We start from the raw sequence: 22,435 nt of genomic DNA, 5'->3' as shown, positions 1-22,435 counted from the left end.
GCATAGGCAATGGCAAAGAAAAATAATATATCATTGACGCAAGAAAACCAGCCAACAACCAATGGCCTTGATATTGCTCCTGTCAAACGCAAACAAAGTTTGGCAGGGCAGATTTGCGATGTATTACTAGAACGCATTACCACGGGAAGTCTGCGCCCCGGCGATCAACTACCAACCGAACAGCAGCTATCTGCAGCGTTTAAAGTGAGTAGATCTGTCATCCGCGAAGCAATTGCCCGCCTTAAACAAACTGGCAATATAGAAACCCAACAAGGGCGCGGAGCTTTTGTGGTCGAGCAAAAAACCACAATTGATATATTGGCTTCGTCTTTGCAGCCTTCCATTTCCCCTGCCAATATAATGGAGCTAAGACGGATTATAGAGCCTGAAATTGCTGGGCTTGCCGCATTAAGGCGTAATGAAAGCGATATTGAAGCCTTAGAAAAAGAAATTGCCATTATGAAAAATGCTGGCGATATACTTCATGAGCGCACACAAGCCGATATGCGTTTTCATACAGCCATTGCAACAGCCAGTAAAAATCCGCTTTTTGCATCGGTCATTGAAAATCTCTATCCGCTTTTTACGCAATTTTTATATCTTGCCCATGATAATGCCAGCAAAGTCAAAGGCACTTTTATAGCAGCTGAGGGCGAACATGATGCCATAGTTAAGGCGATTATTGAAAGTGATAGTAGTGCTGCAATGAAAGCGATGAAAAAGCATTTACAACGCTCATCTATCCGCCTATCAATTTTTTAAAATAGTGATCATTGAGCCAAAATAATTATTTAACGCTCAACACATAAAGCAATACCCATGCCGCCGCCAATACACAAAGTGACTAAGCCCTTTTTGGCATCGCGTCGCTGCATTTCAAACAATAAAGTATTCAATATACGTGCGCCAGATGCACCAATTGGGTGGCCAAGCGCAATTGCACCGCCATTGACATTAACCTTAGAGTGATCAAAGTTAAGACCGCGGCATACACTCAAAGCTTGCGATGCAAAAGCCTCATTCGCCTCAATCAAATCAAGATCATTAATTCTCCAACCAGCGCGCTGTAAAGCTTTTTTTGTAGCTGGAATTGGTCCCATGCCCATAATCGCTGGATCGACCCCAACGCTTGCCCATGATACAATGCGGGCAAGTGGCTCAATATTACGGCGCTGCGCCTCATTGGCACTCATCAATAAAACCGCTGCCGCCCCGTCATTAATGCCAGATGCATTGCCGGCAGTTACGCTGCCCTCTTTATCAAAAGCGGGACGCAATCTTTGCAATTGTTCAATTACTGCTCCCTGACGAATATATTCATCTTTACTAACAACTATATCGCCATTACGCCCCTTAATCACAACGGGTGTGATTTCCGCGTCAAAGCGTCCAGCCTTTTGGGCAGCTTCTGCCTTATGTTGGGAGTGGAGCGCAAATTGATCTTGCTCTTCACGACTAATATTCAATTTCCGAGCAATATTTTCTGCAGTGATGCCCATATGATAATTGTGGAAAGCATCACGCAAGCCATCATAAATCATTGTATCAACAAAGGAACCATCGCCCATTTTTATACCTTGGCGCAAATAGGCTGCATGGGGTGCTTGAGACATAGATTCTTGACCGCCAGCAATAATAATATCGGCCGCCCCTGTTACAATTTGTTGCATGCCAAGAATAATGGCGCGAAGCCCCGATCCACAAAGCTGATTCATGCCAAAAGCCGTACTTTCTTGGCGAAGTCCTGCCAAAAGCGCCGCTTGACGTGCGGGATTTTGCCCCCCAAGAGTGGTTAAAACTTGCCCAAGGATAACCTCATCAACTGCCTCAGCGGCAATCTTGGCGCGCTCCAACACAGCTTCAATCACCACCTTACCTAATTCATGGGCTGGCAGAGACGACAAAGCTCCATTAAATGACCCCACCGGCGTGCGTGCAGCCGATGCAATGACAACAGATGAACTGGGCAAAGAAGTTTGAAACTGAGACATAAACACTCTTTTCTAAAAAAACGATAATGATTACCATAGAGCTATAATGCCGGTGATTTATCCCTTCACTGAAGCCTAAAGTACAAATTGAAAACGCTTTTTTCTACTCCATCAACTGTGCCATCATCGGTCCATTCAATCAATGGCATTTTTTATGCGCTGCACAAACAACTGCCTTTATTATAAAAAAGCCCACCAATTGCTTAGCAATAGATGGGCTTTGTAAAAATTATTTGATTGAAAAATCAAAATGGCAATTTAAAACCTGGAGGAATTGGCAAACCTGCTGTCATTTCTTGTGTTTTTTGCGCCATTGCAGCTTCGATCTTGCCTTTGGCTTCATTGTGGGCAGCCATGATAAGATCTTCCAAAATTTCGGTATCTTCAGGCTTATTAAGCGAAGGATCGATTTTAATGCCCTTAATCAGCCCTTGACCAGATAATGTGACACTGACCATGCCACCGCCAGATGTGGCGGTTACTTCCATATTGGCCATTTCGTCTTGCATTTCTTGCATTTTGGCCTGCATTTCTTTGGCCTTTTTCATCATGCCCATCATATCGCGCATTAATAACTCCTTAAAATAATCAACGAACCATAGCTTAACGCTAAAGCTTATTCCTCTTCCATATCGGCATGTTCATCGCTTAAATCAATATCGTCATCGCTTTCATCTTCCGGCTCGATATTATTTAAACGCACATCAACAATTTTAGCACCAGGAAAATGTGATAAAATCCGACCAACATCGGGATCAGCCTCGGCATCTGATAAAAGCTCATCGCGGTGAGCTTGTTCGGCTTCGGCAATTGTCATGCCACCACCATCACGCAAGGCGGTTACCGCCCAACGCTCTCCCGTCCATTCCAATAATGTTTTGGTAATAATGGTTGAGAGATTACGTGGTGCATCATCGGTTGGTACATATTCCAACACGCCTTGCTTAACGGTTATTGGGCGAACATATTCTTTTAAATAAAATTTAAAATGTAGATCGCGATTTTCATCAGCAAGCGCGATTAAATCATTGAAGCGTTTAATTTCAGGCTTTTTTTTTTCGCTTTTTACTTGCCCATCAATAGAGGCTTCATCTTCGCCCTGCGCTTTACTTTCAATTTGTTGATTTTCAGGCTTTTGACTTTCAGGCTGTTGATTTTCAGCTTGCTTTAAAACGTCAACATCAGGCGCTTGACTTTCAGCTTGTTGCTTGTCGCTTAAAGGCGCGGTTGCTTCAATTGATAAAGAGCTGTCTACTTCATCAACGGTGGAAAGCGGTGCAACGCCTTCATCTTTCACTGCGTCAGCAACTTGCTTCTTTTCTTCAACCTTGTCTTCTACTGGTGGGATTAAAGCCGATTGCTTATCCACCGGTGCTTGCTCATGATTTTTATTATCTAAGCCAGTATTATCTAATTGAGTGGTTGCCTCTATGACTACATTTGCAGCATTATCAACAGCTGGTAAGGGTTGTAGAGCGGGATTTTGCTCAATTTTGCTTTGCCCATTTGGACTTATTACGTTTGCGCTTTGTGGTGCAGCTAGTTGTTGGGGCGCTGCCTTTTGCATGGCGACAGCCATTTGGCTCAATGCAATATCAGGGGTTTTACCGTCAGTAATAGCTTTTAAAGCTTCATCAATTGTTGGCAAATCGGCAGCATGAGCCAGCCGAATAAGCAGCATTTCTGCCGCTTGCAATGGGCGCGGCGCGTTGTCAGCTTCGCTAATGCCTTTTAGCAACATTTGCCAATTACGTGACAAAGTGCGGATAGAAAGCTTGCTTGCAAAATCTGCACCGCGGCGGCGCTCTTCTTCGGAAAGCGATACATCATCAATCAATTGCGGGGTAAAGCGCAAGCGGGTTACCAAGTGATTGAAGTCCGCAAGCTCGGTTAAAATCACTACCGGATCAGCACCTGCATCATATTGGCCTTTAAATTCTTGCAAAGCACTGGCAATATTACCGCTCATAATAAGCTCGAATAAATCGATAATACGAGCGCGATCAGCAAGGCCAAGCATTGAGCGAACCGCTTCAATATGAACACTGCCAGCACCGTGAGCAATAGCTTGATCCAGAATAGACAAGGCATCGCGCACCGATCCCTCACCAGCGCGCGCAATCATCGCCAAAGCTTCACTATCAACAGTGATATTCTCGGCACTCGAAATTTTTTGCAAATGCTGCGTCAAGGTAGCAGAATCAATGCGGCGCAAATCAAAGCGCTGACACCGACTTAATACTGTAATTGGAACTTTACGAATTTCGGTGGTTGCAAAAATAAACTTCACATGGGGTGGCGGTTCTTCCAATGTTTTAAGCAGACCATTAAAGGCCTGCGTTGAAAGCATATGCACCTCATCGATGATATAGACTTTATAGCGTGCTGAAACAGGGCGATAACGCACTTGCTCAATAATTTCACGAATATCATCAATACCGGTATGGGAGGCAGCATCCATTTCTACCACATCGACATGGCGCCCTTCCATAATTGCTTGGCAATGTTCACCCATCACTGATAGGTCAATGGTTGGGCGGTCGATAGTATCGGTCTTATAATTAAGAGCGCGCGCCAAAATACGAGCTGTAGTGGTTTTACCCACACCGCGTACACCAGTCAGCATCCATGCTTGCGCAATGCGCCCCGCCTCAAAGGCATTGGTTAGGGTACGCACCATCGGCTCTTGACCGATAAGATCAGAAAAATCTTGCGGACGATATTTGCGGGCAAGAACGCGATAAGCTTGTTCTGCCGTATTATTGTCCATGCTATCAATCCAAATATCTGAAAAAAGGTTGGCTAAAATATTTCTAGATTTATGGCATTTTGCCAACAGCTTTGCAATTTATTTATTTGCAAAAAAAATGCGCTTTACACAGCTGAAATATCGATATCCTAAAGAATATTTGATTTGCTGCAAACCTTACAAAGGTGGGAAACTGGCACGGTGACCCGACCCAGATTCGTTAGGGCTGCTTCCTTCCGGACCTGACCCGATTGGCGAGTGGTTCGTCCACCACCAGCTTCCCACTTGTCATATCGTCAATTTGGGCGCAAAAAGCAAGTATTGATTTTTAAAAAATGGTAAGAAAATACAATGAATAGCCAATTTTCCCTTGATAAACGCTTAGAAAACGACACAAAACTAATATGTTCCTTAAAAATTTGTGATTTACGCCTGCTTGATGATAGCCGTTGGCCTTGGTTAGTTCTTATTCCAAGAATCGCTAATGTGGTTGAATTACACATGCTAGATCAAACCAGCCAAAGCGCGATATTTGCTGAGATGATGAGTGTATCGCAAGCCTTGCATAATATTTTCCCCGATGCAAAAATCAACACCGGTGCGCTTGGCAATATTGTGCGCCAATTGCATATTCATATTATTGCCCGCCATGAAAATGATGTAAATTGGCCAGGACCAGTTTGGGGCGTTGCAGGAAAAATAGCTTATGATGATGAGGCTGCCTTTACTATAATGGATAAAATCAAACATGCTTTAGGCAAAGATGTGCTTAATTAAAAAAGAAAAATAAAGTTGCAGCATAGCTATGAGAAGCAAAGATTATATGATTTTAAATATAATTTACAAGATGTTAATTTATAGCCAAAAAAAACAACTAACCTATTTAATAACATTTAAATATCGATCATTTTAAAAATTTTGTCTTTGCTGATGAAATTTTTAAATGCTGCCATATGTAGAATAGAACGAGCGAACACAAGATGCTTTGCTCTGTAAAATCTGTTCATCTTTGCTTCGGACCAAGTAGGCTTTTTCAAGTTGGCCTGTCAACATCGAGGCATTCTTTTATTTGTGATATCGCAGTTTTCGGGGGAATGATATGCCAGCACCAATTTCTTTTTCAAATATTGCTTTTACTGGCAATCCAATTATCCGCGATAGTGAAAAGCGCAGCGATGATTGTGTGGAGCTTGCGCTAAAATCTGACGAAAGCTTAGTAATATTGTTTATAAATGGTCTTGCTGTACAAAAGGAAGATACGCCATTACTTACTCTTGGCGAAGTCCAGCAATTTGATCCCAATTGGAAAAGTGCCGTTTATCTCGGGCAATATCGTGGCCGTTCGATTCTCGCGGCCCATAGTGATATCAAGATTGATGATTTAACCGAGCCGTTTACTGCCAGTAATTTGCGCAGTCTTTATACTGATACAAAAATTGCACCACCATTGGTGGGTGCTTTGGCGCAAGCTTCATCGCTTTTAAATTGGCATGATAATAATGGCTTTTGTGCGAGTTGCGGCAATGAAACCTTGATGCGTTGTGGCGGCAATCGTCGCAGTTGTAGCCGTTGCGGAGCGGAGCATTTCCCACGGGTTGATCCTATTGCCATCATGTTGGTAACACGACGCGATAAATGCCTTTTGGCCCATAATCATAATTTTACTGAAAAGCGCTTTTCCTGTCTTGCAGGGTTTATTGAACAGGGTGAAACATTTGAAGCAGCGGTACGCCGCGAAGTATTTGAAGAAGTGCAGATTAAAATTGGTGAAGTCACTTATATTGCAAGCCAACCATGGCCTTTTCCCCAAGCCTTAATGCTTGGTAGTTTTGCTGATGCCCTTGATAATAATATTATAATTGACGATAGTGAAATTGAGCAGGCCCAATGGTTTGACCGCAGTGAAGTGAAGACCATGCTGCTTGAAGAGCATCCGCAGAACTTTAGTCTTCCTCCTACAGGCTCTATTGCTAATTATCTCATACGTCGTTGGTTAAATAAATTTTCAAGAGGAAGAAGCTAAACAGGCTGAAAATCTGACTATTATGATAATAATCACGCTGCAATAGTTGTCACAACAGCTCCATATAAACAAGCTTGCCCCATCGCCACCTAGTTTTGTCATGAAACTGCAATGTCGTAACGATAACACTTGACTGTATTTCGAATGTCGAGGTTATTATGTTAAAAATTTTTCGTATTTGCGCAATTGGGGCGCTGCTGTCTATGTCTGCTTTATCTGCTTTTGCACAAGTACATCTTGACCGCTTACCGCAAAGTGACAAGGTTCCAGACGAATTTGTCGCCGTCATTGAAATACCGCAAGGCAGTAATGTAAAATATGAAATTGATAAGGAAAGCGGGCTTATTTTTGTTGACCGCTTCCAATCTATGCCTGTGGTTTATCCTGCCAATTATGGTTCGGTGCCAAGCAGTCTTGCAGGTGATGGCGATCCTCTTGACGTCATTGTTTATACTCGCAGCCCAATTATGCCAGGTGCAGCGATTAAAGTACGCCCCATAGGCATATTAAAAATGATTGATGGCGGTGAAGCCGATGATAAAATTGTTGCCGTACCAACATCAAAAATTGATCCAACCTATGACAATATAAAAGACCTTAAAGACTTGCCAAAAATAGAAGTTTTGCGGCTTGAGCAATTTTTCGCCATTTACAAAAATTTACCCGAAGGGCGCAAAAAAGTCGAGTTAAATGGCTTTGAGGATGCGAGAGCTGCTCGTATAGCGATTAAAACAGCCATTGATGCCTATAGAGAAAAAAATACCGCCCATTAAGTCTAATAATCGCGGTAATCATATCTCAAAAATAAATAAAGCGCTTGTGTTCAACAAACACAAGCGCTTTATTTATGCCTTAATGTTTAACTCTTAATCAAGAGTGAAGTCAAAACGGTAGCTGCCTGATACACCAACGGTGAATTGATTTTTAGAGCCGCGTTGCTTAACTAGGCTAGAATCAGCAGAAGGGCCAGTTAAGCGATCATATTCAGCAAAAAGACTGGTGGTAATCTTATCAGTGGTTTTCCAAGTCACAGCACCGCCAGCACCAACAGAACCAATGCCGCCTTTTGGATTATAGGGCTTGAGGCCGGTTAATGGTGCACGAATTTCATCGACACCATAGAAGGCTTTATAATAATCCTTTGAAGCAACAAACATTCTTGGGCCTGCCGACACGCGAACGGTTGGCGTAACATCGTGGAAAGCATCAACAGCAATATCGGCAACAACACCCTGGTGAGAGCGGATACCATGGCGCACTTCAACACGGGCGCGCATCCAATCAACTGGATAAAGTTCAGCAAAAAGACCTGCTTCGCCGCCAAGTTTTACGCGCTTCATGCCTTTAAGATCGTCGGATGTGCCACCATCGCGTTGCCAAATAATCTTGCCAACAATACCGGCATTAAATGGGCCAGAGGAAATGAGACCAAAGGAAGGATTATCATTTCGTGAAGAAAAGCGTGCTTCAGAACCAGTACGACCGATCGAAAAAATGGGCGCAAACTTAAGTTCGTTTTTAGAATCACCTTCATAGCTCGGCGCACTATAAGCAGAACCGCCTAAGGTGAGCGACCAGTTACCAGACCAAAAATGTGCTTTTTCTTGCGGCATAGCAATGCCATCATTATAGCCACTGCCATTATTATTATAGCCATTGCCACTATTATAATCGGCAGCCATAGCGGGTAGCGCAGCAAATGATGCGGCTGATAAAAGTGCAGCAGTAATTATTTTTTTTGTGCCGCTTCGTATGTAATGACCTAAAAACACGTTATAAAACTCCAATATAAACCCCGCCTTGTTTTCACATTTCCAGTGGTCAAGATTAACCATATTACCTGAAAGTTTAAAAGAAAACAGCATCATTGTCGGCAATAAGTGTAAAATTTGATTTAAACAATGAAATCAAGTTTTATATTTTGAGCCCAAAAATGCTTTCTTCTATTTTATGGTTTCCAAAGGGTTAAAATTTATTCCTAAATTTTGCTGCCAATAGCATTTAAAAAAAGATTAGAGTGCTTGCCTCGACTTAATATGCATTCACGCTTTATCCGTAGATGATAAGTGGTTTTTACCAAGTGACGAGCGCCAAGTAAACAATCCGCCTATTTGATTCCATTTAACACAAAACAATCACTTAATTTCCTTAAAAAATATAACAAATTGTTTATTATGTAAAATTTTAAATACTCCACAACACATTTCAAATTATAATATCATAAATTTGCTTTATTTCTCTTTCATATTGAACATCGTTCAACATTGAATTATGTTCAAATATATTAAAGGAGGCGAAAATGCAAGAAAAAAACGATCTTGAAACTCTTAAAGCCGAGAACAATCCATCACAACGTTTTTTTAATGTAGCAAGCTTTGCAGTCATCATCTGTATAATAGCCTCAGCATTCACCACCTATCATTACCCAAAAAACCAACCCGAATTGACTATTTGGGGCGGCACCCCACTTTGGGCAACAACATTTGGTCCAATTATTTGGCTGCTTTTTGTCGCCTTGCCACTGGTGCTCAGTGTTAGTTTTCTTTTTCGCAACCAGTATAAGATGTGGCGTATTGGCTCCTATTCGATGATGTGGGCAAGCATCCTCCTTGGCATTATTTTTATCATCATGTCGGCCTACGAAATTTTAAGCACTATTTTCGCATACATAGTTTGCAGCTTTGCTTCATTATTTGGCATATTCTTCGTGATAGCAAAACGTGTCGATACAGCATTTAATTCATGCCTTGCCAAAAACGGCGTTGACATTAATCAAACCTTTGGCATTTCTATTTATCTGATCTATGCTGCTGCCCTCATTAGCCTTTTTACTCTTATCCATCTGGCAATTAAGGGAGCGATAAAAAAAACATAGATTTTTAATTATCTAACTGAGAGCTTGATGCATTTACATATTCACAATAATCTCACTCAATAATGTGCAATGAGATTTCATATTTTTTCATCTAAACAGTTTTTTAATCTGCCGTAAAATTTTAATAATTTCACGCCTGCTAAACCATTTATGAGCTTTTCCATCAACGCGAAGTGCGAGAATTCGTTTGAGTTTCGATATTACCCGAACCCAATCGCTAATATCCTCGCGGATCACTCATTTGCGTATTTTTATGACTAAATCAGGCGGTAAACTTTATAGCAGCCTATTTAACATCAACCATGTTTAGCACCTATTTCTTGCAAGAAAAATAACCTGAACAAATTATCCAAATACCGATATTGAAGCGCTAAACGCTATTTTGATACTGAAAACGCCACACCATTTCCAAGCAAAGCCAAGCTAGTATATTGAAAAATCATAAAGAGCTCATTTGTAGCGCTCAATTTTTGCCAGAATACAAGCTAATGGCTGGCGTCTTGTATTTACATTAAGCGTACGAGCCAAAAGTGCTCACTAGCAACAGCAAATAAATTGAATGAATTTATCAAAATTTGTGATAGTTTTCTTTGTCTAACCATCAGCATAATCATATTAAACAACATCCACCTTAGCAGATATTAAAGCTAAATAATGATTTTATAATATATATAATAACCAGTACTTGAATAATCGCCATTACATTGTTTATAGTAACGGTGTTGACTATAAAATCCCGCCTAAGTCATATCTTAAAAAAATTCTAATATTTTAACTATATCGAACTTATTTATAATTGGCTTCCAATCGAGGAAAACATATTGAACGCTTCAAGTAATTTAGTAGTGAAAAATAAATTTAAAAAAAGTGACCTTAAAATTGGTGGATTGCTTTATTTCGTTGCAATATACTTAACATATCACGTGGTTTATAATGTAAGCTATATTTTAAATAAGGTTCAATTTATTTACGATTTTGACAGCTTCACCCAAGTTTTAGTCTCATTTCTTTCTGCTCCATTCTTATTTGATTTAGTCTTAATGACAATGGCTTTCATAGGGTTACTTAAGGAAAAACGAACCTTCCCATATGTATTTATTGCATTTTTGATCTATCGAATTTGCTTGGATGTTGGTTATGCCTTATTTTTTAAATATAGATTTAAAAAAGATGAAGTGTTTACGTCCCCTATTTATTGGCTAGGCTGTTTTATAGCTGTTATTTTTCTATTCTATATTATTTTTTCTAAGCGAGTAAAAAACACCTTCGTTAATTAATTGTTTTTTAAATATAGTTATTTCAATTCTTAGATTGAGTTTGGAACCGTTATGAATGGTATAAATACAAGTAGCAATATCACCGCAAAGAAGGGAAAAATTGTAAAAAATACTAAAATTGGCGGCGCGCTTTACTTGGTTGCCCTTTATCTTAGTTTATTTACAATTTCATGTATACGCGACATTATTGCAATTTTTAATAGTGATTTTTCAACTTATTTCTTTAACGCTGCTTTTTCAAATAATTTCGTTGTAGCGAAGCTATTAAATACTAGCTTTTTGTTTCCATTATTTTTATTCCAATTTGTGATGCTCTTTATCATTGCAATTGGATATTTCAAAAAATACTATTATTTCCCCACTATGTTTATATTATTTTTAATAAGTAATTTTCTTTATAATGCAGCTTATATAAAGCAAATACCAAATTTTGAATATTTGAATTATTTTTTAAATTTTATTTTGAGATTCTTTTGATTTTATTCATAGATATAATTTTATTAATTTATATATATTGCTCCAAACGGGTCAAAGAAACCTTTATAAATTGAATAAAGGCAACTGATTTAAGTTGCTAGAATTTGCCTTACAATGAAACATTTTAGACGGCCTTTAACCTTTCATAAAATTGTAATGTCAAAATGACAAATTGCAAAACGACAATGTTACACAGATAATTGATTATTTTTTTAACAATACGAACAGTAAATTGATGTTTTTTGGGATCATAATGGATAAAATAACGGTGACGAAAATTAGTTGCTAAAAATGATCTATGAGGAAGTGAAAAATGGATAAAAAGAAAAAGCGATTTTCCTTTCCTAAGCTCAACAATAAAACACTACGCCAGAATGTCGATTCTGCGATTAGAAATCGTCGCGGACATCGGCCACTATCAGCAGATAGGGAGGGTGGCGATACGGTTATCGCATCCTATAATGTTCATAAATGTGTGGGCCTTGACAAGATATTTAATCCTGAAAGAATTGTTAATGTTATTTCCGAACTTAATGCTGATATTATTGGTTTGCAAGAAATCGATAAACGCTTTGGGGAGCGCATAGGCCTTTTGGATCTGGATTATTTAAATGAGCGCACCGGATTAAAGCCGGTACCAATACAAGCCATGTCATCGCTTGGTCACGGTTGGCACGGCAATGGGCTATTTTTTCGTAATGGCGAAGTGCGTGATGTACATCAAATAAAATTGCCAGGATTAGAGCCCCGCGGCGCTGTCATTGTTGAATTTGAGTTAATTTATGGCCCCCTACGAGTTATTGGTGCGCATTTTGGTTTATTACACCGTTCGCGTATACAGCAAGCAAAAACTATTTTAAGCTATCTTGAAACGCGCCCAGACATGCCAACTTTATTAATTGGTGATCTGAATGAATGGCGTATTGGTAAAGGTTCATCTCTCACCAGCCTATCACCGCTTTTTGACCTTGCAATGGGAACTTTACCAAGTTTTCCTGCGCGTTTTCCCGTCTTAGCTTTGGATCGCGTGTTTGCTTATCCTAAAAATCTAATAAATTCTGTTGAGGTGCACAAAAGTGCTTTGGCCCGCATTGCATCAGATCACCTACCCATCAAAGCCCATATTGATATCCTTGGCGCTTTAAATAGCATGAATGTCGCAGCAAACACTTAATAGAATATTTTGTCATAAGCATTTTACGAAAGACTTATTATAACTGCAGAAGTTCTATGTCCATAATATTAACTAATCTGAATTTTTGCCAAACCAACTCAAGTAAAACTCTACACAAACTGCTAAATTAGTTTTTAGTTCGATTTTGTTGAATAAATTTTAGATTTTTTTAAAAGCTTATAGTCGGTATTACGAAAGATTTTTGGATATTTTGGATTAAACTAATATTTTTGCGAAAATACTGGCAAGAGATACGGCTATGTTGGTTTAAATACAACTACTCAGCAACGGCAATAATTTCTTGCTAACCAATATCTCTATAAAATAATAATCCGGATGCAGAAGCATCCGGATTACGTCCTGAGGCCGGGATGACAGACGGCTAATTGCGGGGCACCGTTCTGCCGCTAACACATGCAGGATATCATATGATAGCAATACAACTATATGGTGTATTTTGATTCATGTCAAATAAAATTAACCGGCTAATTAGTTTATGGCTAGAATGTGGTGGAAAACTGTTTTGTTTTAAATTCTCAAGAAAAATACAACTAAAAATTACATAATTTCCAAGAAATTAATATTAGAAAATATAAACTAGCTCCATTTCGAGCCATTATTTTTTGATTAAATATATTTATAATTCTCTAAATCGCGCTTAAGTTGTATTTGAATACTGATTAAACAGGTTACTTGAGTAAATAGATAACCTCAATTTTAATTATTTGTAAATACTTTAATCAATTTCAACAAAGTTTCGCGACAAAAAATCAAACTGCATCGCATCTATTTTACTAATATATTTCACACGCATATTAATTTTACACGCGATTGATAAAATGAGGTATTTTAAAATTGATTTTTATCAAAAAGGCTAAGTCAGGCGGACTTAAAATGTGAGTCCGCCATGCTGTTGCACCATGCAATCTTAAAAAAGTAGATTGCAATTTTATGATAAGCGCTTTTTCCAATTTTCGATTTGTTGGCGCACTTGATTTGGCGCTGTACCACCGTAAGATTGACGGCTTTCAACCGACTTTTCTACGGTGAGGTAACCAAATACATCACTGGTAATATCCTTATGGATAGATTGTAAGTCTTGCAAGGTTAGCGCACCAAGTTCCACTTTCTTTTCTTCAGCTAGTGCAACCGCACGTCCAGTAACGTGGTGAGCCTCCCTAAAGGGTAAGCCAAGCACGCGCACTAGCCAATCAGCAAGATCGGTAGCAGTGGAAAAACCAGAGCCTGCAGCTTTTGCCATAGCATCGGTATTAATGTGAATATCGCTCATCATACCCGTCATAGCAGCAATGCACAGCTCTAAGGTTTCAGCCGCGTCAAATACTGCTTCCTTATCTTCTTGCATGTCTTTAGAATAGGCAAGCGGTAAGCCTTTCATCACGGTCAGCAATGTGATTAATGCACCATTGATACGGCCCGTTTTTGCACGGATAAGCTCTGCGGCATCAGGGTTTTTCTTTTGTGGCATAATTGATGAGCCGGTTGAAAAACTGTCAGACAAGCGCACAAAATTAAATTGTGGTGTTGACCAAATAACAATTTCCTCAGCCATACGGGATAGATGGGTGGCGCAAATCGAGGCTGCACTTAAAAACTCCAGCGCATAGTCACGATCAGATACGCTATCAATCGAATTGCGGGTTGGTTCACGAAAGCCTAATAATTTAGCGGTCATGAAACGATCGGTTGGAAAGCCCGTACCGGCAAGGGCTGCGGCACCAAGGGGTGACTCGTCCATGCGATTGACCGCATCTTGCATACGCGACAAATCACGGCCAAACATTTCAACATAGGCCATAAGGTGGTGACCATAGGTAACTGGCTGCGCCGTTTGTAAGTGAGTAAAGCCCGGCATATAATTTCCAGCAAATTGTTCCGCACGCTTTACTAAAAGAACAATTAATTTATGAAGGCTAGCAGCGGTCTTTTGCGTTTCATCCTTAACCCAGAGACGAAAATCAACCGCCACCTGATCATTACGCGAACGCGCGGTATGCAAACGCCCTGCCGGTTCGCCAATAAGATCCTTAAGACGCGCTTCAATATTCATATGAATATCTTCAAGGCGGCGTGAAAAAACAAAGCTACCGCTTTCAATTTCTTTCAAAATAATATGCAATCCGCGCTCTATCTCTTGCATATCATGAGCAGAAATAATACCTTGTTTAGCAAGCATCGCTGCATGAGCAAGGGAACCTTTGATATCTTGTTTATAAAGTTTGCGGTCATAATCAATGGAAGCATTAATTTCTTCCATAATAGCGTCGGGGCCAGAGGCAAAACGTCCACCCCACATCTGGTTGCTTTTATCGGTCTCAGTCATAATCTTGGCCCTGAATTAAAGGAATAATAAAATGCTTGAAGAAAAACCTTATGGCAAAAGGATTAAAACAGCAATAAAAACTATTTTTAAACCTAAAAGCTCGTATATTTTTGCCCTTCTACCATTTTTGCTATACGCGATTTTCCCCGCCCCCTCAATGGCAGAAAATAAGTCTTGTGCGTTAAATGAACAAAAATTAAGCTCGTTGAAAAAAAGTCGTTCTGGCGAGTTTACCAATGTTATTATGGCGCAAGATCCGTTTTATGCCGGTGATTTAACCTTTAAAAACGCGGATGGTAAAGAAGTTAAAGTTTCTGATTTTAAGGGACAAACAGTTTTCTTAAACCTTTGGGCAACGTGGTGTGGGCCATGCCGTGAGGAAATGCCCGATATTGCCAAGGTGCAAGACGAAAAAGCAGATGATTCTCTTGCTGTTGTTGCAGTCAATGTTGATAAGCAAGAAGATAGCTATGTGCATGACTTCTTAAAAGAATATAAAGCTGATAATTTGCCGTTTTATCGCGATACTTCAATGGCAATTTTTTATAAATTACGCCGTGAAGGTTTGGCACTCGGGCTTCCAACCACATTGATTATTGACAAGGATGGTTGTTTGACGGCTAGCCTTATCGGCTCTGCTCCTTGGGGCGATGCAGATGCTATGAAGTTCATCGACAAGGTCAAAGAACTTGATGCACAATAAAGCTTAATTTACTTCACTGCTTTAAAGCCGGTTTTTAAAAAGCCGGTTTTTTGCTTTTATTTTGCTAGTTCCTATAAAAGCGGTTTCCACTTAGAGCTAAAATGCTATACACCGCTATTAAAGTTTTAAAGCTGCTTAACAATATGAGATATTATGGCCAATCCTCCTCTTTTAACCCTTGATCAATTATCGCTTACCTTCGGGGGCACTCCTTTATTAACCAATGCCAATTTAAGTGTTAGCGAGGGGGAGCGCATTGCATTAGTTGGCCGCAATGGGTCTGGTAAATCCACCCTTTTAAAAATAGCAGCTGGTCTTGTTGAGCCAACTGATGGCGAAATTTTCCGTCATCCAGGTGCGACCATTCGCTATTTGCCACAAAGTCCTGATATGGATGGTTTTGACACGGTGGAGGCCTATGTTGAGGCAGGACTTGGGCCAGCTGATGACCATTACCGGGTTGGTTATTTATTGGATCATTTGGGTTTAAGTGGTGAAGCTAATCCGCGTGATTTATCTGGTGGTGAGGCTCGCCGTGCAGCCCTTGCCCGTGTACTTGCGCCCTCACCCGATGTTTTATTATTAGATGAGCCAACCAACCACCTTGATCTTACCACCATTGAATGGCTTGAAAATGAACTTGCGCAAATTCGCTCGGCATTGGTAATTATTTCCCATGATCGGCGTTTTCTTGAAACCGTGAGCCGCTCAACCGTATGGCTTGATCGCGGTGTTACCCGTCGCTTGGATCAAGGCTTTAAATTTTTTGAAGAATGGCGCGATAAGGTTTTAGAAGAAGAAGAACGCGATCAGCATAAGCTTGGCCGCCAGATCGAGCGTGAGGAGCATTGGCTGCGCTATGGTGTGACAGCGCGGCGTAAGAGAAATGTTCGCCGTCTTGATGAATTGCATAATTTACGCGCCCGCCATCGTAGCCATCAAGGACCACAAGGCGTTGTGCAATTGCAAGCCGCCGATAGCCGCGATTCGGGTAAATTAGTGGTTGAAGCCAAACATATTGCTAAAGCCTATGGCGAGCGTGTTTTGATTAAAGATTTTTCTACCCGTATTAATCGTGGTGATCGTATTGGACTTGTTGGCCCTAATGGTGCCGGCAAAACCACGCTGCTTTCAATTTTAACCGGCCTTATAGAGCCTGATAAAGGCAGTGTGCGCCTTGGGGTTAATCTTGAAGTGGCAATGCTTGACCAAAAACGCAGCCTTAATCTTGATGAAAGCCTTAAAGATTATTTGACTGACGGGCGCGGCGATAGCGTTATTGTTAATGGCGAACAAAAACACGTTGTATCCTATATGAAAGATTTTCTCTTTCAAACCGAGCAAGCACGCACGCCAATTCGCGAGCTTTCGGGTGGTGAACGCGCAAGATTAATGCTAGCACGGCTTTTGGCACGCCCTGCAAATTTGCTTATCCTCGATGAGCCCACCAATGATCTTGATATGGAAACCCTCGACCTCTTGCAAGAACTCGTTGCCGGCTTCCCCGGCACTGTAATTCTTGTAAGTCATGATCGCGACTTTCTTGATCGCACCGTCACATCGGTTATTGCGCCAGAAGGTGATGGCGATTGGTTGGAATATGCCGGTGGCTATAGTGATATGTTAGCACAGCGTAAAGATAAGGCGCTAAGCATACGCAAAGAGCAAAAAGCAACCAAAAATAATGACACGGCAAATGCTGGACAAAAAAACGATAATGCGCCGGCAAAGGAACAAAAACGGAAACTTTCTTTTAAACAAAAATACGCGCTTGATAATTTGCCGATTGAGATGGAAAAGCTCAATGGTGAAATAGCGATTCTTGAAAAAGAATTATCTGATCCTAATCTTTATAGCAAAAATGCCGACCGTTTCCATGACCTTTCTAAAAAGCTTGAGCAAAAGCAAACATCGCTAATGGAAAAAGAAGAAGAATGGTTGGAGCTTGAAATGCTGCGCGAAGAAATGGAATAGCAAACATATATCAGGATAAGAGTTGGTTTAAATATCTCACCTTTTTAATATACTGATATTTCGTAATTTTTGATCAAAAAGCCGCATATTATATGCGTTTTTTTTATGCGTGGCTTTGCTTAACACTAAATTTTACGCATAAAAAAACGCCTGCTGCGGGAGGAGGTGCAGCAGGCGCTTGAATTGAAAACCGACTGGGAGGAGGAGGAGATGTCGGTCTTCCAAAATTTTCAGGGTATAGGAGGAGGAGACCCCTGAAAAAACTGTAATAATACTAATTTCTAACTCAAAAGCTCTCAACCCATTTTTGGAGAGCGCCTATGAATAATTTATTAACGTGTTGCGCGACGAGCAATTGTTGGGATTTCAGCACGATTAATGCCAAGATCATTGAGCTCACGAGAGGAAAGACGGCTAAGCTCGTTAACTGTTGTGCGATAACGACGCCAGTTGTTGAAAGAGCGAACCAAATTCATTTTAATCACCTAGATTTTGTTTGTTAAGCTTTATTGCTTTGTTAACCTGAATATAGGCTGTTCACATTTATTTGAGTAGTGCCAAGTTTGCATAGCTGCCCTAGCCATTTCACAAAGATTTCTAAAAAAATTCCTAATATAGGCTTTATTAAATAGCTCTTTAGGCAATGCGTTTTGCCATAAAAAAACACCTGCTGCGGGAGGAAATGCAGCAGGTGTTTGAATTGAAAACCGACTGGGAGGAGGAGATGTCGGTCTTCCAAAATTTTCAGGGTATAGGAGGAGGAGATTTACCCTAAAAATTTAAATTTCAATTTAAAAGCTCTCAACTAAGCAGCAAGCGCCTAGATCAAATTTTATGATCAATTTTGAATATTAACGTGTTGCGCGACGAGCAATTGATGGAATTTCAGCACGGTTAATGCCAAGATCATTAAGCTCACGAGCAGAAAGGCTATTTAACTCATTAACCGTTGTACGGTAACGACGCCAGTTATTGAAAGAGCGAACCAAATTCATTTTAATCACCTAGATATTGTTTGTTACGTTTTATTGTTTTGTTAAAATCAATATAGGTTTTTCACGATAATTTGAGTAGTATTAACTTTGCATAGCTGATCTGCGAAGAGCATGCAAAAAGCGCCTTTTTTAGTCATATTTCTTTCATAAAGGCCTAATTTTGCCGCAATCTGATAAAAAATGGTTTGCATTACGGCTAAAGCATGGCGCATATTTTTTCGCTTTCTTTCTTTGCCATTTTTTATATATTTTATTGGGTATTTTTGGCTTTGCTAAGTCTTATGCTCAAGCTTAAAAATGTCTTGATCGAGTCATTCATTGTCATAGCTGCGCGACAAAATTGCTTGCGCAACATCATCACCCATTTTTATAATGCGAATAAGCAAAGGGATAAAGAGTGCTAAAAAGCTACGCTCTAAACCGCGAGCCTTTTGTGCTTCATAAATATCATCGGCAATCGTTTTCACAACTGGTACAAATCGCAAGGTCAACGACAAGGCCAATGCAATTTTTTTGGGGTTAGCGCCAAGCGGTTTAAAGAGCATAAAGAATCGCTCAAATGCGTCAAGCATATCGCTTGCTTTGGTCGTTGCATTAATCAAATTTGCGGCAAGTAATAAAATTGCAAGACGCAAAGTAATTGCTAAACTAGCTGCCCATGGAATAGTTAGCCATTGCACCAAAAATAATCCAAGCAACAGCCACCATAATTTTACAAGATTTTTAATTGGCAGTGTTAAGCTAAATCCAACTATTGGATAAGCAAGCAGCGCCAATAGGAAGGCAATTGCCATAATATCGATGCGCGTGAAAAAAAATACAAATAAGCCAAGGGCAAAAAGGAAAATAATTTTCACCCAAATAGGTGTTTTTTTCGCCCATAAACGTGCGGACTCATTGTTTTCAAAATTGCTCATCATTGCATTAAATTTTTATAAAATTCAATTGCATCATAGGCGCTGCCATCATAGGCTATTTTGCCTTCATCGATCACGAGCACACGATCGAAATCCTTCAATAATTCAAGGTCGTGACTTACCAAGACAACTCGTTGCGGCAGATTGTTGATGAGGGCGGCAATGCGCTTTTTATTGCGCAAATCGAGCATGGTTGTTGGTTCATCAAAAACCATAATTTCAGGCTGCATAACCAAAACACCGCAAATCGCCAATAATTGCTTTTGTCCACCACTTAAATTATGGGCAGATGATGTTTTAATCGCATCAAGATTATAGAGCTGTAAAACATCATCACTGCGCCTTTGGATTTCCGCCTTTGTGAGCTTCATATTTTTAAGCCCAAAAGCAATATCTTCCTCAATTGTTGGCATAATGATTTGATTGTCGGGATTTTGAAAAATAAACCCAACTTTGCGACGTATATTTTTACCGTCCTTTTTCGTATCTAAACCGTCGATAAAAACCGTGCCAGTACTAGGTAGCAAAAGCCCATTTAACAATCTTGCAAAACTACTTTTACCCGAACCATTAGCGCCAATAACACCAATGCGCTGTTGTTGTAATGTTACATTTATCGATTGTAAGATGGTCTTATTGCCAAGCTTTAATGTGACATCTTCCAACTGTATATGCTTATCGCAAGTGGGACTAGCTAAAGCCGTGGCAGTTGCAATTTTCACCGTATTTGCCCCTGCCAATCAATGCCAAGTTCCGCCAGTCTTTTAACAGCTGTTTGGGGCATAGCTGGTGGATTTTTGCTATTTGCTGCTTCAATCAATAAATCATCGCAGGCTTTTTCAGTAACCTCTTCCAGTTTTTTTAAAAATTCACGTTTATTAAGACCTGGCTCAATGGCAGGTAAAACCCGCATAATAACGGTGCCAGGATAGCGCATGACAGTTGATCGCGGCCAAAAAAGCCCAGCATTAAGCGCAATAGGAATAACGGGCAAGGATAATTCACTATAAATTGGTATAATTCCCGGCTTATAGCTCGGTTCCGCACCCGGCTCTTGACGCGTGCCTTCAGGAAAAATAACGATTTGCCGGCCATCGGCAGCCTTTTCACGCGCCCCATTAATCACCGCTTTCATCGCCTTGATTGGGGAGCCACGATCAATAGGAATCATGCCAATTTTCCACATAAACCACCCAAAAATTGGCAAGCGCATTAATTCGCGTTTGAGCACAAGACTTGGATCTTCAAGGCACATACATAGCATGATTGTTTCCCACATGGATTGATGCTTGGGTGCGATAATACAAGCACCTTTTGGTATATTCTCCATGCCTTCAAGGCGATAATTGGTGCCAACAATATGCCTAAATAAAAACATGGTAACGCGGCCCCATATTTTAGGCACTATCCATGCTTTTTTTCGCGGCAAGAAAAAATAAAACGGCGTATAAAGAAAAACCTGCAATATCGATGCGGTATAAAAAGCAAAAATGAATAATATCGATCGTATAAAAAGCACTATTTTTTCCAATGCAGAGTTTTGGGGCATTTGGTTTATAAAACAGAATAAACACGCTGAAAATGGCTTTATTGCATATTGGGTTATTTTACCAAATAAAAATAAGCTATTTTGATGAATTTTTAAATCTTAGGCTGCGCTTCACTGTCATAGGCTTTCATGATCAGCTCAACAATAGCATTTAAACGCTTAGTATCAACCCCATCGCGTGCCTGTACTGAAAAGCCGCAAAGGGCAGTGCAACAAAAATCAGCAAAAGCAGTTTCATTAAAGTTTGGCGCAATTGTACCATCACATTTAGCCTGCTTAAGGTAGGATTTAATCAGATCAGTGCGTTCATTGCGCATAACGGTGAGCCATTGTGCGATATTATGATGGTTTTGCGAGTAATTAACGGCGGAAGATATAACCATACAACCCATAAACTTATCGGTGTAAACATCTATTGCCCCACGTAAAACTTGCTCGATTGCGGCACGTGCATCACTATTTTGCGCAAGCGCTACACTCGCGAAGGAGCCTTTTTCAAGCTGATATTGCTCGACAGCTTCACGAAAAAGCGCTTCTTTAAAGCCAAAGGCTGCATAAATACGAGCCGATGCAATATTAAACGCTTGCGCCAGATCCACCATAGAGGTTCCCTCGAAGCCATATTGCCAAAAAAGATTACGTGCTTCTTTCAAAGCCTCATCTCTATCAAATTCCCTTGGTCTACCTGCCATTTTTCAATCTCGCATTTCAATTCCCACGCCATTCTTTGTCGATTGATAAAATAAAACAAGTTTTCATTCTTTAGTGATCAATAAAGAATGCAATTTGGCAAATGCAAATAAGGGACATGATGTGTCAAACAAGACCATAAAATCAAAGGTGCATCACCTAAATCAACCAAGTGAACAATATAAGCGCGGTCATCAACCGTTATCGCTCCCCCTTTTCAGTCTCGTCGTTTTTTTGCTTACTCGTTTTGCCACCGCTATGGTTTTATTAACATTTGTCTTTAACCATTTGGCACTGGTTTATATAAGTGTTGCGCTTTGGGGACTAACTTTTTTGGGGGGGCGCTAACTTTGCTACAAACCGCCCTTGCCGATGCCGCTGGTAATGAAGCCGATATGGCACAATTTTTCTTTGTAACGCTGTTTAACCTTGGAGTAGCGGGTGGTGGTCGTATTGGTGGCTATCTATTAGACTGGACAAGCGCCAAATCTTTACCTACGCTTTCTCTTCTACTTATATTTATTGCACTTATTATTGCATTTTTGGCTAAGAACCATGCTTTCAAAACTGGCCATTGCCATTGAATGTTTTTATACCAACGAAATAAAAAACCGTAATAAGAAAGGATCTTATTACGGTTTCAATGAAATTTAAATTACAACTAAAATTAGCTAACTTTGAATTTCAAAATTGAAAT

The 22,435-nt window shown here is 40.1% G+C and carries 22 protein-coding genes and 1 other RNA gene; 11 read left to right on the top strand and 12 right to left on the bottom strand.

Annotation, left to right across the window (positions count from 1 at the left end; all coding sequences use genetic code 11):
* Window positions 1-9 precede the first annotated feature (9 nt).
* The gene (locus tag H3299_RS14370; protein WP_182418298.1) at window positions 10-762 is read left to right on the top strand and encodes a FadR/GntR family transcriptional regulator; all 753 of its coding nucleotides are present in this window, start codon (window positions 10-12) and stop codon (window positions 760-762) included.
* 29 nt (window positions 763-791) lie between these two features.
* On the opposite strand, the gene H3299_RS14365 is transcribed toward H3299_RS14370, so the two are convergent.
* The 4 genes from H3299_RS14365 to ffs form a co-directional block, all read right to left on the bottom strand.
* Complete coding sequence (locus H3299_RS14365; RefSeq protein WP_182418297.1) at window positions 792-1,991, bottom strand: acetyl-CoA C-acetyltransferase; 1,200 nt, start codon at window positions 1,989-1,991, stop codon at window positions 792-794.
* Window positions 1,992-2,236: 245 nt separating this feature from the next.
* Window positions 2,237-2,560: a YbaB/EbfC family nucleoid-associated protein gene (locus tag H3299_RS14360; protein ID WP_182418296.1), complete on the bottom strand. Its 324-nt coding sequence runs from the start codon at window positions 2,558-2,560 to the stop codon at window positions 2,237-2,239.
* 47 nt (window positions 2,561-2,607) lie between these two features.
* A complete protein-coding gene (locus H3299_RS14355) occupies window positions 2,608-4,761 on the bottom strand; it encodes a DNA polymerase III subunit gamma/tau (protein ID WP_182418295.1) in 2,154 nt (717 codons plus the stop codon).
* 164 nt (window positions 4,762-4,925) lie between these two features.
* Window positions 4,926-5,022, bottom strand: an RNA gene (ffs, locus tag H3299_RS14350) — signal recognition particle sRNA small type.
* A gap of 69 nt (window positions 5,023-5,091) precedes the next feature.
* Between ffs and H3299_RS14345 the strand changes: the two genes are divergently transcribed.
* From H3299_RS14345 to H3299_RS14335, 3 genes are all read left to right on the top strand, one after another.
* On the top strand, window positions 5,092-5,517 hold the full coding sequence (locus H3299_RS14345; RefSeq protein ID WP_182418294.1) for an HIT domain-containing protein: 426 nt from the start codon (window positions 5,092-5,094) through the stop codon (window positions 5,515-5,517).
* 322 nt (window positions 5,518-5,839) lie between these two features.
* Complete coding sequence (gene nudC / locus H3299_RS14340) at window positions 5,840-6,763, top strand: NAD(+) diphosphatase (protein ID WP_182418293.1); 924 nt, start codon at window positions 5,840-5,842, stop codon at window positions 6,761-6,763.
* A gap of 203 nt (window positions 6,764-6,966) precedes the next feature.
* Window positions 6,967-7,536 carry an inorganic diphosphatase gene (locus H3299_RS14335; RefSeq protein ID WP_210276117.1) on the top strand — a complete coding sequence of 190 codons (570 nt, stop codon included), beginning with the start codon at window positions 6,967-6,969 and terminating at the stop codon, window positions 7,534-7,536.
* Between the two features lie 93 nt (window positions 7,537-7,629).
* Here H3299_RS14335 and H3299_RS14330 read toward each other — a convergent pair whose 3' ends face one another.
* Window positions 7,630-8,445 (bottom strand): MipA/OmpV family protein, encoded by an 816-nt coding sequence (locus H3299_RS14330; RefSeq protein ID WP_182419789.1) that lies wholly within the window; start codon window positions 8,443-8,445, stop codon window positions 7,630-7,632.
* Between the two features lie 617 nt (window positions 8,446-9,062).
* Here H3299_RS14330 and H3299_RS14325 point away from each other — a divergent pair.
* The 4 genes from H3299_RS14325 (at window position 9,063) to H3299_RS14310 (ending at window position 12,566) form a co-directional block, all read left to right on the top strand.
* Window positions 9,063-9,638, top strand: coding sequence for a hypothetical protein (locus H3299_RS14325; protein WP_182418291.1), 576 nt, complete (start codon window positions 9,063-9,065; stop codon window positions 9,636-9,638).
* Between the two features lie 821 nt (window positions 9,639-10,459).
* Entirely contained in the window at window positions 10,460-10,915 is a 456-nt protein-coding gene (locus H3299_RS14320) for a DUF2569 family protein (protein ID WP_182418290.1), read from the top strand.
* Window positions 10,916-10,966: 51 nt separating this feature from the next.
* Window positions 10,967-11,392, top strand: a complete 426-nt coding sequence (locus H3299_RS14315; protein ID WP_182418289.1) for a DUF2569 family protein — start codon at window positions 10,967-10,969, stop codon at window positions 11,390-11,392.
* A 313-nt stretch (window positions 11,393-11,705) separates the two neighbouring features.
* Complete coding sequence (locus H3299_RS14310; RefSeq protein WP_182418288.1) at window positions 11,706-12,566, top strand: endonuclease/exonuclease/phosphatase family protein; 861 nt, start codon at window positions 11,706-11,708, stop codon at window positions 12,564-12,566.
* A gap of 949 nt (window positions 12,567-13,515) precedes the next feature.
* Here H3299_RS14310 and argH read toward each other — a convergent pair.
* Window positions 13,516-14,910, bottom strand: a complete 1,395-nt coding sequence (gene argH / locus H3299_RS14305; protein WP_182418287.1) for an argininosuccinate lyase — start codon at window positions 14,908-14,910, stop codon at window positions 13,516-13,518.
* Window positions 14,911-14,941: 31 nt separating this feature from the next.
* On the opposite strand from argH, the gene H3299_RS14300 reads away from it, so the two are divergent.
* Together H3299_RS14300 and H3299_RS14295 are read left to right on the top strand one after the other, a co-directional pair.
* Window positions 14,942-15,613: a TlpA disulfide reductase family protein gene (locus H3299_RS14300; protein WP_182418286.1), complete on the top strand. Its 672-nt coding sequence runs from the start codon at window positions 14,942-14,944 to the stop codon at window positions 15,611-15,613.
* Between the two features lie 153 nt (window positions 15,614-15,766).
* A complete protein-coding gene (locus H3299_RS14295; RefSeq protein ID WP_182418285.1) occupies window positions 15,767-17,587 on the top strand; it encodes an ABC-F family ATP-binding cassette domain-containing protein in 1,821 nt (606 codons plus the stop codon).
* Between the two features lie 332 nt (window positions 17,588-17,919).
* On the opposite strand, the gene H3299_RS14290 is transcribed toward H3299_RS14295, so the two are convergent.
* The 6 genes from H3299_RS14290 to H3299_RS14265 form a co-directional block, all read right to left on the bottom strand.
* Entirely contained in the window at window positions 17,920-18,063 is a 144-nt protein-coding gene (locus H3299_RS14290; RefSeq protein ID WP_182418284.1) for a DUF1127 domain-containing protein, read from the bottom strand.
* Between the two features lie 375 nt (window positions 18,064-18,438).
* Window positions 18,439-18,582, bottom strand: a complete 144-nt coding sequence (locus H3299_RS14285; RefSeq protein ID WP_182418283.1) for a DUF1127 domain-containing protein — start codon at window positions 18,580-18,582, stop codon at window positions 18,439-18,441.
* Between the two features lie 311 nt (window positions 18,583-18,893).
* Window positions 18,894-19,502, bottom strand: coding sequence for an energy-coupling factor transporter transmembrane protein EcfT (locus tag H3299_RS14280; RefSeq protein ID WP_182418282.1), 609 nt, complete (start codon window positions 19,500-19,502; stop codon window positions 18,894-18,896).
* A complete protein-coding gene (locus H3299_RS14275) occupies window positions 19,499-20,221 on the bottom strand; it encodes an energy-coupling factor ABC transporter ATP-binding protein (protein ID WP_246708089.1) in 723 nt (240 codons plus the stop codon). Before H3299_RS14275 ends, H3299_RS14280 begins: the two co-directional genes overlap by 4 nt.
* Window positions 20,218-21,048 (bottom strand): 1-acyl-sn-glycerol-3-phosphate acyltransferase, encoded by an 831-nt coding sequence (locus tag H3299_RS14270; RefSeq protein ID WP_182418281.1) that lies wholly within the window; start codon window positions 21,046-21,048, stop codon window positions 20,218-20,220. Before H3299_RS14270 ends, H3299_RS14275 begins: the two co-directional genes overlap by 4 nt.
* Before the next feature lie 92 nt (window positions 21,049-21,140).
* Window positions 21,141-21,740 carry a TetR/AcrR family transcriptional regulator gene (locus H3299_RS14265; protein WP_182418280.1) on the bottom strand — a complete coding sequence of 200 codons (600 nt, stop codon included), beginning with the start codon at window positions 21,738-21,740 and terminating at the stop codon, window positions 21,141-21,143.
* A gap of 348 nt (window positions 21,741-22,088) precedes the next feature.
* Here H3299_RS14265 and H3299_RS14260 point away from each other — a divergent pair, with 348 nt between their 5' ends.
* Entirely contained in the window at window positions 22,089-22,322 is a 234-nt protein-coding gene (locus H3299_RS14260; protein ID WP_182418279.1) for a hypothetical protein, read from the top strand.
* Window positions 22,323-22,435: the final 113 nt, after the last annotated feature.

Origin of the sequence: Bartonella sp. HY038, from assembly GCF_014117425.1 — a bacterium.
In the GTDB taxonomy this organism is placed as follows: Bacteria; Pseudomonadota; Alphaproteobacteria; order Rhizobiales; family Rhizobiaceae; genus HY038.
This window is presented reverse-complemented; position numbering and strand designations above follow the sequence as displayed.

Excerpts from the sequence above, each read along its gene's own strand:
- H3299_RS14370 (WP_182418298.1), top strand. The coding sequence starts at position 10 with ATGGCAAAGAAAAATAATATATCATTGACGCAAGAAAACCAGCCAACA.
- H3299_RS14365 (WP_182418297.1), bottom strand. The coding sequence starts at position 1,991 with ATGTCTCAGTTTCAAACTTCTTTGCCCAGTTCATCTGTTGTCATTGCA.
- H3299_RS14360 (WP_182418296.1), bottom strand. The coding sequence starts at position 2,560 with ATGCGCGATATGATGGGCATGATGAAAAAGGCCAAAGAAATGCAGGCC.
- H3299_RS14355 (WP_182418295.1), bottom strand. The coding sequence starts at position 4,761 with ATGGACAATAATACGGCAGAACAAGCTTATCGCGTTCTTGCCCGCAAA.
- H3299_RS14345 (WP_182418294.1), top strand. The coding sequence starts at position 5,092 with ATGAATAGCCAATTTTCCCTTGATAAACGCTTAGAAAACGACACAAAA.
- nudC (WP_182418293.1), top strand. The coding sequence starts at position 5,840 with ATGCCAGCACCAATTTCTTTTTCAAATATTGCTTTTACTGGCAATCCA.
- H3299_RS14335 (WP_210276117.1), top strand. The coding sequence starts at position 6,967 with ATGTCTGCTTTATCTGCTTTTGCACAAGTACATCTTGACCGCTTACCG.
- H3299_RS14330 (WP_182419789.1), bottom strand. The coding sequence starts at position 8,445 with ATGGCTGCCGATTATAATAGTGGCAATGGCTATAATAATAATGGCAGT.
- H3299_RS14325 (WP_182418291.1), top strand. The coding sequence starts at position 9,063 with ATGCAAGAAAAAAACGATCTTGAAACTCTTAAAGCCGAGAACAATCCA.
- H3299_RS14315 (WP_182418289.1), top strand. The coding sequence starts at position 10,967 with ATGAATGGTATAAATACAAGTAGCAATATCACCGCAAAGAAGGGAAAA.
- H3299_RS14310 (WP_182418288.1), top strand. The coding sequence starts at position 11,706 with ATGGATAAAAAGAAAAAGCGATTTTCCTTTCCTAAGCTCAACAATAAA.
- argH (WP_182418287.1), bottom strand. The coding sequence starts at position 14,910 with ATGACTGAGACCGATAAAAGCAACCAGATGTGGGGTGGACGTTTTGCC.
- H3299_RS14300 (WP_182418286.1), top strand. The coding sequence starts at position 14,942 with ATGCTTGAAGAAAAACCTTATGGCAAAAGGATTAAAACAGCAATAAAA.
- H3299_RS14295 (WP_182418285.1), top strand. The coding sequence starts at position 15,767 with ATGGCCAATCCTCCTCTTTTAACCCTTGATCAATTATCGCTTACCTTC.
- H3299_RS14290 (WP_182418284.1), bottom strand. The coding sequence starts at position 18,063 with ATGAATTTGGTTCGCTCTTTCAACAACTGGCGTCGTTATCGCACAACA.
- H3299_RS14285 (WP_182418283.1), bottom strand. The coding sequence starts at position 18,582 with ATGAATTTGGTTCGCTCTTTCAATAACTGGCGTCGTTACCGTACAACG.
- H3299_RS14280 (WP_182418282.1), bottom strand. The coding sequence starts at position 19,502 with ATGATGAGCAATTTTGAAAACAATGAGTCCGCACGTTTATGGGCGAAA.
- H3299_RS14270 (WP_182418281.1), bottom strand. The coding sequence starts at position 21,048 with ATGCCCCAAAACTCTGCATTGGAAAAAATAGTGCTTTTTATACGATCG.
- H3299_RS14265 (WP_182418280.1), bottom strand. The coding sequence starts at position 21,740 with ATGGCAGGTAGACCAAGGGAATTTGATAGAGATGAGGCTTTGAAAGAA.